Source organism: Terrabacter sp. Root181 (assembly GCF_001428505.1).
Lineage (GTDB): Bacteria > Actinomycetota > Actinomycetes > Actinomycetales > Dermatophilaceae > Terrabacter.
The window spans coordinates 444,399-458,454 of the sequence record NZ_LMHU01000007.1 but is presented as its reverse complement, the minus strand read 5'-3'; the positions used below and the strand labels follow the sequence as shown (position 1 = coordinate 458,454).

17 protein-coding genes are annotated in these 14,056 nt (G+C 71.3%); 11 read left to right on the top strand and 6 right to left on the bottom strand.

All coding sequences use genetic code 11. The annotated features are described in order from the left end of the window. Positions 1-53: 53 nt before the first annotated feature. Positions 54-209 (bottom strand): DUF6131 family protein, encoded by a 156-nt coding sequence (locus ASD90_RS24015; RefSeq protein WP_185744645.1) that lies wholly within the window; start codon positions 207-209, stop codon positions 54-56. 241 nt (positions 210-450) lie between these two features. Between ASD90_RS24015 and rpsO the strand changes: the two genes are divergently transcribed. Both rpsO and ASD90_RS16335 read left to right on the top strand, forming a co-directional pair. Continuing rightward, complete coding sequence (gene rpsO, locus ASD90_RS16340; RefSeq protein ID WP_020142650.1) at positions 451-720, top strand: 30S ribosomal protein S15; 270 nt, start codon at positions 451-453, stop codon at positions 718-720. A 170-nt stretch (positions 721-890) separates the two neighbouring features. Next, on the top strand, positions 891-3,134 hold the full coding sequence (locus ASD90_RS16335) for a polyribonucleotide nucleotidyltransferase (RefSeq protein WP_056758812.1): 2,244 nt from the start codon (positions 891-893) through the stop codon (positions 3,132-3,134). Between the two features lie 88 nt (positions 3,135-3,222). Here the strand turns inward: ASD90_RS16335 and ASD90_RS16330 are convergent, their stop codons facing one another. Continuing rightward, on the bottom strand, positions 3,223-4,827 hold the full coding sequence (locus ASD90_RS16330) for an FG-GAP-like repeat-containing protein (protein ID WP_235506700.1): 1,605 nt from the start codon (positions 4,825-4,827) through the stop codon (positions 3,223-3,225). Between the two features lie 127 nt (positions 4,828-4,954). On the opposite strand from ASD90_RS16330, the gene dapB reads away from it, so the two are divergent. After that, on the top strand, positions 4,955-5,743 hold the full coding sequence (gene dapB / locus ASD90_RS16325; RefSeq protein ID WP_082588792.1) for a 4-hydroxy-tetrahydrodipicolinate reductase: 789 nt from the start codon (positions 4,955-4,957) through the stop codon (positions 5,741-5,743). A 35-nt stretch (positions 5,744-5,778) separates the two neighbouring features. Next, a complete protein-coding gene (locus tag ASD90_RS16320; RefSeq protein WP_056758806.1) occupies positions 5,779-6,642 on the top strand; it encodes a rhodanese-related sulfurtransferase in 864 nt (287 codons plus the stop codon). Between the two features lie 69 nt (positions 6,643-6,711). On the opposite strand, the gene ASD90_RS16315 is transcribed toward ASD90_RS16320, so the two are convergent. From ASD90_RS16315 to ASD90_RS16300, 4 genes are read right to left on the bottom strand one after another with little or no spacing between them, the layout of a single operon-like run. Continuing rightward, a complete protein-coding gene (locus ASD90_RS16315) occupies positions 6,712-7,068 on the bottom strand; it encodes an MmcQ/YjbR family DNA-binding protein (RefSeq protein ID WP_056758803.1) in 357 nt (118 codons plus the stop codon). Positions 7,069-7,071: 3 nt separating this feature from the next. Next, positions 7,072-7,386, bottom strand: a complete 315-nt coding sequence (locus tag ASD90_RS16310) for an AzlD domain-containing protein (RefSeq protein WP_056758801.1) — start codon at positions 7,384-7,386, stop codon at positions 7,072-7,074. Continuing rightward, complete coding sequence (locus tag ASD90_RS16305) at positions 7,383-8,072, bottom strand: AzlC family ABC transporter permease (protein ID WP_056758799.1); 690 nt, start codon at positions 8,070-8,072, stop codon at positions 7,383-7,385. Before ASD90_RS16305 ends, ASD90_RS16310 begins: the two co-directional genes overlap by 4 nt. Further along, positions 8,069-8,794, bottom strand: coding sequence for a GNAT family N-acetyltransferase (locus ASD90_RS16300; protein ID WP_056758796.1), 726 nt, complete (start codon positions 8,792-8,794; stop codon positions 8,069-8,071). Before ASD90_RS16300 ends, ASD90_RS16305 begins: the two co-directional genes overlap by 4 nt. A gap of 92 nt (positions 8,795-8,886) precedes the next feature. Between ASD90_RS16300 and paaA the strand changes: the two genes are divergently transcribed. The 7 genes from paaA to ASD90_RS16265 all read left to right on the top strand — a co-directional run bounded on the left by paaA (position 8,887) and on the right by ASD90_RS16265 (position 14,045). Beyond that, a complete protein-coding gene (gene paaA / locus ASD90_RS16295; RefSeq protein WP_056758793.1) occupies positions 8,887-9,957 on the top strand; it encodes a 1,2-phenylacetyl-CoA epoxidase subunit PaaA in 1,071 nt (356 codons plus the stop codon). Next, on the top strand, positions 9,954-10,340 hold the full coding sequence (gene paaB / locus ASD90_RS23060; RefSeq protein ID WP_082588791.1) for a 1,2-phenylacetyl-CoA epoxidase subunit PaaB: 387 nt from the start codon (positions 9,954-9,956) through the stop codon (positions 10,338-10,340). The genes paaA and paaB overlap by 4 nt, the downstream gene beginning before the upstream one ends. Positions 10,341-10,348: 8 nt before the next feature. Beyond that, complete coding sequence (gene paaC, locus ASD90_RS16285) at positions 10,349-11,230, top strand: 1,2-phenylacetyl-CoA epoxidase subunit PaaC (protein ID WP_235506698.1); 882 nt, start codon at positions 10,349-10,351, stop codon at positions 11,228-11,230. Between the two features lie 11 nt (positions 11,231-11,241). Further along, a complete protein-coding gene (gene paaD, locus ASD90_RS16280; protein WP_369793619.1) occupies positions 11,242-11,736 on the top strand; it encodes a 1,2-phenylacetyl-CoA epoxidase subunit PaaD in 495 nt (164 codons plus the stop codon). Then, positions 11,737-12,897, top strand: coding sequence for a 1,2-phenylacetyl-CoA epoxidase subunit PaaE (gene paaE, locus ASD90_RS16275; protein ID WP_056758787.1), 1,161 nt, complete (start codon positions 11,737-11,739; stop codon positions 12,895-12,897). A gap of 97 nt (positions 12,898-12,994) precedes the next feature. Further along, the gene (locus ASD90_RS16270; protein ID WP_056758783.1) at positions 12,995-13,177 is read left to right on the top strand and encodes a hypothetical protein; all 183 of its coding nucleotides are present in this window, start codon (positions 12,995-12,997) and stop codon (positions 13,175-13,177) included. A gap of 52 nt (positions 13,178-13,229) precedes the next feature. Then, positions 13,230-14,045: a thymidylate synthase gene (locus ASD90_RS16265; protein WP_056758780.1), complete on the top strand. Its 816-nt coding sequence runs from the start codon at positions 13,230-13,232 to the stop codon at positions 14,043-14,045. The last annotated feature ends 11 nt before the right edge of the window (positions 14,046-14,056 follow it).

Sequence of the window (14,056 nt, the reverse complement as noted above, 5' to 3'; positions counted from 1 at the left end):
CGCCCCCGCGGAAGACCGCGGGGGCGTCTGGTTCCTGCTGGTGGCGCGACCGGTCAGTACCAGTGCTTCCGGCCACCGATGGCGCGACCCGAGGCGCCGAGGAGGAAGAGCACCGCGCCCACGACGACAAGAATGATGCCGATCGTGGTCAGGATGCTGATCTTGGCGAAGATGCCAATGAGCAGCAGGATGAGTCCGAGAACGATCATGGTGTCGCTTGTCTCCTTCAAGAGGTTTTCCCCGAGCAGTCTGTGTCGTACCCGGGTCCCCGCCGAGCCCAAACATCTGCACGGTCACGAAACGGTCACGCGCCCTCCGAGGCTCGATTAGGGCGCCCGGAACCCCGCTGTTACGCTTGGAGACGCCGTAGACCGGCCGCGGATTCGATAGCGCCCAGGTGGACATGCCCTGGAGCACCGCGCAACGAGATGAGAAGGAGTCGGTTCATCCATGCCTTTGGACGCTGACGTGAAGAAGCAGATCATGACCGAGTACGCCACGGTCGAGGGCGACACCGGCTCTCCCGAGGTCCAGATCGCGATGCTGACGCAGCGCATCAAGGACCTGACCGAGCACGCTCGGGCCCACAAGCACGACCACCACAGCCGTCGTGGTCTTCTCCTGCTGGTCGGCCGCCGCAAGCGCATGCTGCGCTACCTCGAGGCGACCGACATCGAGCGCTACCGTTCGCTGATCAAGCGACTCGGCCTGCGTCGATGAGTTCGTGACGAAAGGCGGTCACCGCGTTCTGCGGAGACCGCCTTTCGTCGTAGGTGCAGGAGGGCGACGCCCGTCGTCCACCGCACCAGGGCCATCCGGCCCGAAGAAGGAAACCACGCACACAACGACGATGTGCGCGGGCACATGAGAAAAAGAAAGCGAGGGCCCACATGGAGGGTCCAGACATCACCTTCGCCGAGGCCGTCATCGACAACGGCAGCTTCGGCACCCGCACGGTCCGGTTCGAGACCGGCCGCCTGGCCCGTCAGGCCGGCGGCGCCGTCACGGCCTACCTCGACGACGACACGATGCTCCTGTCGACGACGTCCGCCGGCAAGCAGCCGAAGGACCAGTTCGACTTCTTCCCGCTGACGGTCGACGTCGAAGAGCGCATGTACGCCATCGGCAAGATCCCCGGCAGCTTCTTCCGCCGTGAGGGCCGCCCGTCCACCGAGGCCATCCTCACCTGCCGCCTCATCGACCGCCCGCTGCGCCCGACCTTCAAGAAGGGTCTGCGCAACGAGGTCCAGGTCATCATCTCGGTGTTCTCGCTGAACCCCGACCACCAGTACGACGTGCTCGCCATCAACGCGGCCAGCGCCTCGACCCAGATCTCCGGCCTCCCGTTCTCGGGCCCCATCGGTGGCGTGCGCGTCTCGCTCATCGACGGCCAGTGGGTCGCCTTCCCGAACTTCTCCGACATCGAGCGCTCGGTCTTCGACATGGTCGTCGCCGGACGTGTCGTCGGTGACGACGTCGCGATCATGATGGTCGAGGCCGAGTCCACCGAGTCGACGTGGGACCTCGTCAAGAACGAGGGCAAGCAGGCGCCGACCGAGGAGGTCGTGGCCGAGGGCCTCGAGGCCTCGAAGAAGTTCATCAAGCAGCTCTGCGAGGCCCAGGCCCAGCTCGCTGCCGAGGCCGCCAAGCCGGTCCAGGACTTCCCGATCTTCCTCGACTACGAGGACGACGTCTACGCCGCCGTCGAGTCCGCCGTGGAGGCCGACACGACCGCTGCGCTGACGATCGCCGGCAAGCAGGAGCGCGAGGAGCGCCTCGACGAGATCAAGGCCACCGTCAAGGCGCAGCTCGCCGAGCAGTTCGAGGGGCGTGACAAGGAGGTCTCGGCCGCCTTCCGCTCCGTGCAGAAGAAGCTCATCCGCCAGCGCATCCTGCGCGACAAGGTGCGCATCGACGGCCGTGGCCTCGCCGACATCCGCGCCCTCGGCGCCGAGGTCGAGGTCCTGCCGCGCGTGCACGGCTCGGCGATCTTCGAGCGTGGCGAGACCCAGATCATGGGTGTCACGACGCTCAACATGCTCAAGATGGAGCAGCAGCTCGACACGCTGAGCCCCGTCACGCGCAAGCGCTACATGCACAACTACAACTTCCCGCCCTACAGCACCGGTGAGACCGGCCGCGTCGGTTCGCCGAAGCGCCGCGAGATCGGTCACGGCGCCCTGGCCGAGCGCGCGCTCATGCCGGTCCTGCCGACGCGCGAGGAGTTCCCGTACGCCATCCGTCAGGTGTCCGAGGCCCTCGGCTCCAACGGCTCGACGTCCATGGGCTCGGTCTGTGCCTCGACCCTGTCGCTGCTCAACGCCGGTGTGCCGCTGCGCGCCCCGGTCGCCGGCATCGCGATGGGCCTCGTGTCCGACACCGTCGACGGTGAGACGCAGTACGCCGCGCTCACCGACATCCTCGGTGCCGAGGACGCCTTCGGCGACATGGACTTCAAGGTCGCCGGCACCAAGGAGTTCGTCACGGCCATCCAGCTCGACACGAAGCTCGACGGCATCCCCGCGTCGGTCCTCGCCGGCGCGCTGACCCAGGCCCGCGACGCACGTCTGCACATCCTCGACGTCATGGCCGAGGCCATCGACGTGCCCGACGAGATGAGCCCGTACGCCCCGCGCATCATCACGGTGAAGGTCCCCGTCGACAAGATCGGTGAGGTCATCGGCCCGAAGGGCAAGATGATCAACCAGATCCAGGACGACACGGGCGCCGACATCTCGATCGAGGACGACGGCACCGTGTTCATCGGTGCGGTCGACGGCCCCTCGGCCGAGGCGGCTCGCGCGGCGATCAACGCCATCGCGAACCCGCAGATGCCCGAGGTCGGCGAGCGCTTCCTCGGCACCGTCGTCAAGACGACGACGTTCGGCGCGTTCGTCTCGCTGCTGCCCGGCAAGGACGGCCTGCTGCACATCTCCGAGGTGCGCAAGCTCGTCGGCGGCAAGCGGATCGACAGCGTCGACGACGTCGTCAAGGTCGGCCAGAAGGTCCAGGTCGAGCTCAAGGAGATCGACCCGCGCGGCAAGCTCAGCCTCGCTGCGGTCCTCGCCGACGGCGACAACGGCGACTCGGCCGCCGAGGCGGACGCCCCGGCCACGGAGTCCGCTGACGCCTGACCGACCCGGTCGAGCCCGGCCACGACCAGTCCTGGTCACGAAGCGGCCCGTCACCCCTCGGGGTGGCGGGCCGCTCCGTCGTCCGGCCTCAGAAGATGGCGTTGACGATGGACCAGCCGGTGCTGACGAGGACGCGTGAGCCCCAGCCGCCGGCCGCGGTGCGCGGGTAGAGCCAGAGCCGCCCGGTGCCGTCGCGGGCCAGGACGTCCGGCACGCGGTCGCCGTTGAGGTCGCCGGGGCTCATGATCTCGGTCATGCCGTTCCAGCCGGTGCCGACCTGCACGCGCGCGCCCAGCGTGCCGCCGGCCGCGCCCGGGACGAGCCACAGGATGCCGGTCGAGGCCTCGCGGGCAAGCAGGTCGGGCCGGCCGTCGCCGGTGAGGTCACCCGGACCGACGAGGGCGCTGTAGCGGTTCCAGCCGGTGCCGATGCTCGTGCGGGCCTTCCAGCCGCCGCTGCCCGTGCCGGGGTAGAGGTAGAGCTCGCCGGTGGTCGCCCGCCGGGCGACGACGTCCATCCGCCCGTCGCCGGTCAGGTCACCGACCCCGACGACGGCGTTCATGACCTGCCAGCCGGTGCCGACCCGCACGCGGGGGAGGCGCCACCCGCCGGCCCCGTCGCCCTTGTACATCCAGAGGTCACCCGTCGACGCCTCGCGGGCGAGCACGTCCTGCCCGCCGTCACCGCTGAGGTCGCCGGGAGTCTCGAGGGTGGCCATGCCGCCCCATCCCGTGCCGATCTGGGTGCCGAGCGACAGGCTCCCGGTCCCGGTGCCGGCGTACAGCTTGAGCGCCGCGCTCGCGGTCCAGCGCGCCAGCACGTCGTTGTTCCAGTCGCCGTTGAAGTCGCCCGTGCTGTTGGACAGCGACGCCGGTGCCACGGGAAGGCGCGTGAACGCGTAGGGGTCACAGGTGCGGTCGTAGTCCCACGTGGCGTCCCACCACTGGGCGAGGTAGACCTTGCCACCCGAGAAGCTCGGCTGGGTGCACTTGTCGAGCGCCTCGTTCGGGTAGTTCAGGGTCCCGGCCGTCGCCCAGACGGGCACACCGGGCAGCCACCAGGACCCCGTGATCGTCTGCCAGCCGGAGGCGTTGGAGTAGATGCCGTAGGAGTAGCCCGCCGCCCGGAGCCCTCGCATGATGCCCTCGACGACGTAGCGGTTCTCGAGGCGCTGCACGGTCGTGGACGTGGGCCACGGCTGCCGCCGCGGCTCGGTGTCCCGCGGCTCGACGTCGATCCAGACCATCCGCGGCGCCCAGCCGGGGACGTCGCGCACGGTCGCGACGGCATACATCGCCTCGGCGTAGCCGACGTTGCTGAGGCGGCCCGCGCGCGTCGAGCTCGACCACGGGCCGCTCGCGCCGTAGGTCGTGAGCTGCGCGGGGGTCGGGAAGCCGGCCATGGTGTACGCGTGGGTCGGCTTCGCGTGGTCCGCGGCCCATGTGGCTTGCGTTGCGACACAAGGGTTCTCGGTGAACGGCAGGCCGTTGGTCAGACCGATCACGAGGAACTGCGTCGACGTCGGCGGGAAGCTCGACGGGCACTGAGGCCACGAGATGTCGTGACCGAACAGGGCGGCCGCCTGCGCGCTGGGGGCGACGAGCACGCCGAGGACGAGGCCGATGGCAGCGAGGGGGATGAGGGCCAGGCGACGGAGCCGGCCCATGACGACGTTGCGCGGACGGACGGACATGCGGACCACTTCCTCGGTCCCTTCCAGTGTGCGCCTCACAGCGAACTCCCAGCAGGGTTTCGTGATGCACGAGTCCGTATGCCGTGTGCCTCGTTCCGCGCGCGGGCCGGCTCGTTAGGCTGGCCGGGTGAGCGACTCGACAGGCCAGCCGTCCCGCGACACCAAGGTCGCCGTCATCGGTGCGAGCGGCCGGATGGGCTCGGAGGCGGTGCGAGCCGTCGAGGGCGCCCCGGGCCTGACCCTCGTCGGTGCCTACGGCTCCGGCGACGACCTCGGTGACCTCGGTGGGGCCGAGGTGGTCGTCGAGCTGACCGTCCCGGGTGCCTCGCCCGCCAACGTCGCCCACTGCGTCGAGCGTGGCGTCCACGTCGTCGTCGGCACGACAGGATGGGACGACGCGCGTCTCGAGACGCTCCGCGGCCAGCTGTCCGATGCGCCGCCTGCCGCCTCGGGTGCAGGGGTGGGCGTCCTCATCGCGCCCAACTTCGCGATCGGCGCGCTGCTCATGATGTCGTTCGCCGCCAAGGCCGCCCCCTTCTTCGAGTCCGTCGAGGTCATCGAGCTGCACCACCCGGCCAAGGTGGACGCGCCGTCCGGCACCGCCGCGCGCACGGCGGCGATGATCGGGCAGGCACGGTCCGGGGCGGGTTGTGCGCCGGTGCCCGACGCGACGACCCACGACCCCGACGGTGCCCGCGGCGCCCGGGTGGACGGCATACCCGTGCACTCCGTGCGACTGCGGGGTCTCACGGCCCACCAGGAGGTGCTGCTCGGCAACGCGGGGGAGATGCTGACCCTGCGCCACGACTCCTTCGACCGCGGCAGCTTCATGCCCGGTGTCATCGCCGCCGTGCGCGCCGTCGCCGACCACCCCGGCCTGACCGTCGGGCTCGAGCACTACCTCGGCCTCGACTGAGCCCCCGGCAACCGACGAGCCCCTACGAGACCGACGTGGCCATCCCCAAGGTCGTCCTCTTCTACGCGTTCCGGCCGGTCGCCGACCCCGACGCGCTCCGGCTCTGGCAGCGCGACCTCTGCGAGGGTCTCGGCCTGCGCGGGCGGATCCTGCTGTCCCGACACGGGATCAACGCGACGGTGGGCGGCGACGTGACGGTGCTCAAGACGTACGTCCGCAAGACGAAGGAGTACGCGCCGTTCCACGACATCGACGTGAAGTGGAGTGACGGCACCGGGCTGGACCCCGACGGACGCACCCTCGACTTCCCCAGGCTCGTCGTCAGGACCCGCGACGAGATCGTGTCGTTCGGGGTGCCCGACGAGGTCGTCGTCGACGAGCAGGGCATCGTCGGGGGAGGGACGAGGCTGCGCCCCGACGAGCTCGACGCCCTCGTCGCCGAGCGGGGTGACGACGTCGTGCTCTTCGACGGCCGCAACGCGGTCGAGGCCCAGGTCGGTCGCTTCCGCGGCGCTGTCGTGCCGGACATCCGGCACACGAGCGACTTCGTCCGCGAGCTCGACGCCGGCCGCTGGGACGACCTCAAGGGCCGCCCGGTCGTCACCTACTGCACGGGCGGCATCCGCTGCGAGGTGCTGACGACCCTCATGCGCTCGCGTGGTTTCGAGGAGGTCTACCAGCTCGACGGCGGCATCGCGCGCTACGGCGAGAAGCGGGGCGACCGGGGCCTCTGGGAGGGCCACCTCTACGTCTTCGACGAACGGATGAGCGTGCCGTTCAGCGACGAGGCCGTCCACCTCGCCGCGTGCCACGTCTGCGGCACACCGACGAGCCGGATGCACAACCGCGAGGACCTGTCGGGCCGCCCCCTCCAGCCCGTCTGCGACGCGCACGCCTGAGCCGTGCCACGACCGTCGCCGTCCCCATCGCCGTCCCATCGCCGTCACGTCGGACGCGGCGGCGACGGTTCAGTCGTCGAGCAGGTCGGCCGGGGCGCGCATCCGCCAGGCGTCGGTGACGAGCTCGTCGAGCCGGACGGCGTCGACGCGCTCGAGCCGGACCATGACGAGCGGAGACCCGTCGTAGGCGGGTGTCGTGAAGAAGAGGTCCGGCTCGCCGAGCACGAGGGCCTGCTTCTCGGCCTCGTCGCCGACGTAGAGCACCGCGATGTCGGTGCGGATGACGCGCCGCCGGCCCGGGATCCGCTCCGGGTAGGACCAGACGAAGCCGTGGTTGCCCACCCGGAAGTCGAACCCGTCGCTGGCGATCTCCTCGACGCCGGGCAGCGCGAGGGCCAGTCGGCGCACGTCGTCGGCGTCGGCCACGGCTCAGGCCCAGCCCAGCGCGCGCAGGAGCGCCGCGGTGGCGGCCCCGAGCACGACGACGACGATGAACGGTGCTCGGAGCAGGAGCGCGACGACGGCGACACCCACGGCGACCGCGCGCGCATCGAGGACGAATGCCCCGTCGGGCCCGGTGAACGCCTGCGTCGCGACCAGGGCGGCCAGCAGGGCGATGGGCAGGGCCGCCGTGATCCGGCGGACGCGCGGGGCGTCGAGCAGGTGTGCGGGCACGAGGTGTCCGGCGAGCTTGAGCCCGAAGGCGATCGCGGCCGCCACGAGCAGCGCGGTCCAGAGGCTCATGCGTGCTCCCTCCTCGGCGTGCGCCACGCCAGCAGCGAGGCGGCGGCGGCAGCCACGACGGGTATGCCGGGTGGCATGGTCGGTGACAGCAGCACCGCGACGACGGCACCGACGACCGCGATGGCGACGGCGTCGCGGTCGCGCAGACGCGGCCAGAGCAGGGCGGTGAAGGCGGCGCAGGCCGCGGCGTCGAGCCCGTAGGTGCGTGGGTCGCCGATGAGGTTGCCGATGAGCGCACCGGCGAGGGTGCTGAGGTTCCAGAGGACGAAGACGGTCAACCCGGTGAGCCAGAAGCCGAGTCGCGACGTGCGCACCTCGTCCTGGGCCACGGCGACCGCCGTCGACTCGTCGATGGTCAGGTGTGCGGCCGCGACCCGTCGGGCTCCGCGGACCCCGAGCAGCTGCGTCAGCTCCAGGGCGTAGAGGCCGTTGCGGATCCCCAGCATCGACGACGCCGCGATCGCCGCCGGTGCGGCGTGCAGGCCGGTCGCGACGATGCCGACGAAGGCGAACTGCGAGCCACCGGTGAACATGAGCAGGGAGAGGGCCATGGCCTGCCACGTGTCGAGCCCCGCCGCGACGGCGAGCGCGCCGAAGCTGATGCCGTAGGCGCCGGTGGCGACGCCCACCGACAGGCTCTGGCGCACGACGGCCCGTCGTGCCCCCGGGTCGACGGTTGCGGTCACGGACCCTCCGGGTCCCTGACTCCGGTGGCCTCGTGGGTGGCGTCGTGGGTGGCGTCATGGGCGGGCGCGTCCGTGGCCTCGTCGGCAAGGGCCGCTGACAGCCGCAGCTCGCCGGCCGTGGCGCCGTCGGGCGACACCACGCGCTCGCGGTGCGCCCCGTCGGCCACCATCCCGGCGGCCGTGAGGAAGTCGCGCGTGTCGTCGTCCGTGGCGAGCACCCAGGCGGCGAGCTCGGACCGGCCACGCCCTCGCGCGGTGTCGACGACCGCGTGGAGCAGGCGCGAGCCGTGCCCCTGGCGGCGGGCGTCGGGGTGCACGCCGAGCACGATCAGCTCGGCCCTGCCGGGGTCCGTGTCAGCGTCGTCCGACGCGCCGACCGCGGCGAACCCGACCACCTGTTCGCCCGCGCACGCCACGAGCAGCACTCCGTCGCCGGACCTCTCGCCCTCGAGCGTCGTGCGCCAGGCGTTCGCGAACGCCCGCGGCTCGAAGGTGCCGAGCACCTCGGGGGCGAGCACGGCGGCATACGCCTCCCGGAAGACCACGGCCTGCACCAGGCCGACCGCGGGGGCGTCGGAGGCGCGAGCCACCCTCACCGATGCGTCGGCGACCGGTCCGCGCCCGTGGTCGTCACCCTGGGCGTGACCGTTGTCGTGCGGGTGGTCGTGCGGGTGGTCGGGCGGGTGGTCGTGCGGGTGGGGCGTCTGCTCGTCGTGTGCCACCCGGGCATCCTCTCAGGCGGCCGCGCCCCCGCTGCGCCGCCCGACGGACCCCGGCTTTGGACGCCCCCGGCCCCATCTCGCATACTGGACTCATGTATGGCAACGACGTCATCGACCCGAACGAACCGCTGAACGCGGCCGAGACCGACGCCTACGACGCGGCGGCCGAGCACGACGACCAGCGGGGCGGCCGGGACACGGTCGGTGGCGACTTCGACGCGCTCCTCGCGGCCGACCAGCGCATCGAGCCGCGCGACGAGATGCCGGAGAAGTACCGCGAGACGCTGATCCGCCAGATCGCCCAGCACGCGCACTCCGAGATCATCGGCATGCAGCCCGAGGGCAACTGGATCACGCGCGCCCCGTCGCTGCGCCGCAAGGCCATCCTCATCGCCAAGGTGCAGGACGAGGCCGGTCACGGGCTCTACCTCTACTCCGCCGCCGAGACCCTCGGCATCGACCGCCAGGAGCTGCTCGACCGGCTGCACGACGGCAAGCAGAAGTACTCCTCGATCTTCAACTACCCGACCCTGACGTGGGCCGACTGCGGTGCCATCGGCTGGCTCGTCGACGGTGCGGCCATCATGAACCAGGTCCCGCTGTGCCGCTGCTCCTACGGGCCGTACGCACGCGCCATGATCCGCGTCTGCAAGGAGGAGTCCTTCCACCAGCGGCAGGGCTTCGAGATCCTCTGGACCCTCATGCGCGGCACCGAGTCTCAGCAGGCCATGGCGCAGGACGCCGCCGACCGCTGGTGGTGGCCGGCGCTCGCGATGTTCGGGCCGCCCGACACCGGCGAGGCCGCCAAGGGCGGCCACACCGAGCAGTCGATGGCCTGGGGCATCAAGCGTTTCAGCAACGACGACCTCCGCCAGAAGTTCGTCGACATGACCGTCCCGCAGGCCCAGAAGCTCGGCCTCACCCTGCCCGACCCCGACCTGCGCTGGAACGAGGAGCGCGGCCACTGGGACTTCGGCGAGATCGACTGGGACGAGTTCTGGCAGGTCCTGCGCGGCGACGGCCCGTGCAACGCCGAGCGCATCGAGCACCGCAGCCGAGCCCACGACGAGGGCGCGTGGGTGCGCGAGGCCGCCAACGCGTACGCCGCCAAGCACCCGTCGCCCTCGACCTCCCCCTCGACCTCACAGGAGAGTGCCGCGTGAGCGGAGCCACCACCCCGACCACCGGTGCCGGGGCCCCGTCCGAGCCTGCGCGGACGCATCAGCCCGCCGCGCCCGCCGCGCCCGCCGCGCCGCCGCAGGGGGAACGCAGCTGGCCGCTCTGGGAGGTCTTCGTACGCGGCAAGCGCGGCCTGTCCCACGTGCACGTCGGCTCGCTCCACGCGCCCGACGCCGAGCTCGCCCTGCGCAACGCGCGCGACGTCTACACCCGCCGCCAGGAGGGCGTCTCGATCTGGGTCGTCCGGGCCGACGACGTGACGGCGAGCAGCCCGTCCGAGAAGGACTCGTTCTTCGACCCGGCCGGCGACAAGATCTACCGTCACCCGACGTTCTACGACGTGCCCGAGGATGTCGAGTACCTATGAGCGCCCCGATGAGCTCCTCCGACACCGGCACCACGCCGGTCACCGAGCCCGTGACCGACCCGGCGACGTCCGCCTCCGAGTCCGCGGAGCGTGAGCCGCTGCCCGGCGCCGCCGAGAACACCGGTGCCGCCCCCGGGGCCAAGCCGTATGCCGCCTACCTCCTCGGGCTCGCCGACGACGCCATGGTCTACGCGCAGCGGCTCGGCGAGTGGATGACGAACGCCCCGCAGATCGAGGAGGACATGGCGCTCGGCAACGTCGCGCTCGACCTGCTCGGCCAGGCGCGCGGGCTCTACCCCTACATCGGCTCGATCGACGGCACCGGACGTGGCGAGGACGACTACGCCATGCAGCGCGACGAGCGGGAGTGGCGCAACGTCCACCTCGTCGAGCAGGAGCGCGGCGACTTCGCCGACGAGATGGCCCGGCTGCTGTGGTTCTCGGCCTACCAGGTCGAGCTGCACACGGCGCTGACCGGCTCGAGCGACGACGTGGTCGCGGGCGTCGCGGGCAAGGCGCTCAAGGAGGTGCGCTACCACCTCGACCACGCCTCGCTCTGGGTCGTGCGCCTCGGTGACGGCACCGACGAGTCCCACCGCCGCATGCAGGCCGCGCTCGAGCGCGTGCTGCCCCACCTCGCCGAGCTCTTCGACGACGACGAGGCGTCCGTGCTCGCGGCCGACCTCGGTGCCGGAGTGCTGCCCTCGACCCTGCACGACCCCGTCGTGGCCCGGGTCGCGCGCGTCGTCGAGCAGGGCACCCTGACACTGCCCGACGGCTCGCGATGGCGCTCACGCGGCGGCCGCGCCGGCATCCACTCGCGGCCCATGGGCTCCCTCCTCGCCGAGATGCAGCACATCGCCCGATCCCATCCCGGCGCGACGTGGTGAGTGCCGTGGCAGTGGAGTCCGCTGTCGCAGAGGCGATCTCGCGCATCCCGGACCCCGAGGTGCCGGTCATCAACATCGCCGACCTCGGCATCCTCCGAGCCGTCGACGTCGACGAGCACGCGCACACCGTCGCCGTGACCATCACCCCGACCTACAGCGGGTGCCCGGCCATGGAGGCGATCGCGTCACGCATCGTGTTCGAGGCCGACCGCATGGGGTATGCCGCCGACGTCCGCACGCAGCTGTCGCCGGCGTGGACGACCGACTGGATGAGCGACGAGGGACGAGCGGCCCTGCTGCGCTTCGGCATCGTGCCTCCCGGACCTGCGCCGGTGGGGGAGCCGCAGGGTCCGGTGCCCGTGACCCTGAGCCGCCACGTCGTCGCCTGCCCCCGCTGCGGCTCCGCCGACACCACCGAGATCGCCCACTTCGGCTCGACCGCGTGCAAGGCCCTGCGCCGGTGCAACGCGTGCCTCGAGCCCTTCGACGAGTTCAAGGCCATCTGAATGACCGACGTCTCCACCCCGACCGCAACCGATCCCGCCGCCGACACGGCTCCTGCCCAGACCACGGGCGCGCGCCACCGCGCGCGCTTCCACCCGCTCACGGTGACCTCCGTCGAGCGCCTCACCGACGAGGCCGTGGCCGTCACCTTCGCGGTACCGGAGGACCTCGTCGACGAGTTCGCCTTCGAGCCCGGCCAGCACCTGACGCTCCGCGCGCAGATCTGCGGTGAGGACGTGCGGCAGTCCTACTCGATCTGCCAGTCACGTCGGGCCGACCCCGCCGGACGCAGCCTCCGGGTCGCCGCGGCGCGCGTCCCCGAGGGGCGCATGTCCAACTGGCTCAACGACGGCGTCTCGCCCGGCACGGTCGTCGAGGTCATGACCCCCCAGGGGTCCTTCACCTGCGCGACCCGGCCGGACGGCATACGACATCACGTCGCGATCGCGGCCGGCTCGGGCATCACGCCCGTGATCTCGCTGCTGACGAGCGCGCTCGAGGAGGAGCCCGGGTCGCGGGCGACGCTGCTCTTCGGCAACCGCCGCACCAGCTCGATCATGTTCCTCGAGGAGCTCGAGGACCTCAAGAACCGCTTCCCGGGCCGCTTCCACCTCGTCAACGTGCTCTCGCGAGAGGCCCAGGACGTCGACCTCTTCCACGGCCGTCTCGACAGCGACCGGCTCACGGCGATCTTCGGCTCGCTGCTCCCGGTCGGGACCGTCGACGAGTGGTACCTCTGCGGGCCGTTCGGGATGGTCACCGGCGCGGAGTCGCTGCTGACCGAGCGTGGCGTCGACCCGCGGCACATCCACCACGAGATCTTCCACGTCGACGACGGCACGGAGCCCAAGCGCAAGGTCGTCGTCGACGCGGGCGCACCGCCCGAGGCCACGGTCACGGTGAACCTCGACGGGCGGACCACGGTCATCCCGATGCCGAGCCGCGAGGAGACGATCCTCGACGCGACGCTGCGGGCCCGCCCCGACGCCCCCTACTCGTGCACCGGCGGCGTGTGCGGCACGTGCCGCGCCCGGCTCGTCTCGGGCGAGGTCCGGATGGACCGCAACTACGCGCTCGAGCCCGAGGAGGTGGCCGCCGGCATCGTGCTCGCCTGCCAGAGCCACCCGGTCACCGACGAGGTCAGCCTCGACTACGACGCCTGACCGGGTCAGGCTCCTCCTGCCTGCGTGAGATGGGCCTCGACTCTCCGTCAGCCGCACGTGAGCGGCGCAGACTGGGAGAAAGGCGAAGGAGCGAGCGATGGCAAACAGCAATGCAGGTGCAGCCGGCGGTGGCGCCCTCTACGGCTTGGGCATCTTCGGGGCGTGGGTCTTCTTCTGGCAGCAGGCCGACGTCTTCTGGGAGTACGTCTTCGCGCTCTTCCAGGGACTCTTCTGGCCGGCCTTCATGGTCTACGACGTCTTCGTCGCGCTCGCCCGGTGAGTCCCGGTCGACCCGGCGAGGTGGTGTCGCCCCTCGGGGTTAGGCTGCGGTCGTGCGGCAGTACCTCGACCTCCTCGACCACGTCCTGACCCACGGTCAGGAGAAGTCCGACCGGACCGGCACGGGCACGCTCAGCGTGTTCGGGCACCAGATGCGCTTCGACCTCGCCGACGGCTTCCCGGCCATGACGACGAAGAAGCTGCACCTGCGCTCGATCATCGGCGAGCTGCTGTGGTTCCTCCGCGGCGACACCAACGTGCGCTGGCTCCAGGAGCGCGGCATCTCGATCTGGGACGAGTGGGCCGACCCCGCGACCGGCGACCTCGGTCCGATCTACGGCTACCAGTGGCGCTCGTGGCCCACGCCCGACGGCCGGCGGGTCGACCAGATCGCCAAGGTCATCGAGCAGATCCGCACCAACCCCGACAGCCGCCGTCTCATCGTCTCGGCGTGGAACGTCGCGGACGTCGACGACATGGCGCTGCCGCCGTGCCACACGATGTTCCAGTTCTACGTCTCGCCGCCCGGTGCCGACGGCCGGCGACGCCTCTCGTGCCAGCTCTACCAGCGCAGCGCCGACATCTTCCTCGGCGTCCCGTTCAACATCGCGAGCTACGCCCTGCTGACCCAGATGGTGGCCCAGCTGACCGACCTCGAGCCGGGGGAGTTCGTGCACACGCTCGGCGACGCGCACCTCTACCTCAACCACCTCGACCAGGCCCGCCTGCAGCTGGCCCGCACGCCGCACCCCCTGCCGACGATGCGCATCACACCCGGCAAGACGGACATCGACGACTTCGACCTCGACGACTTCGAGCTCGTCGACTACGTCGCGGACCCGGGCATCAGGGCCCCCATCGCCGTCTGAGCCGCCCGCGT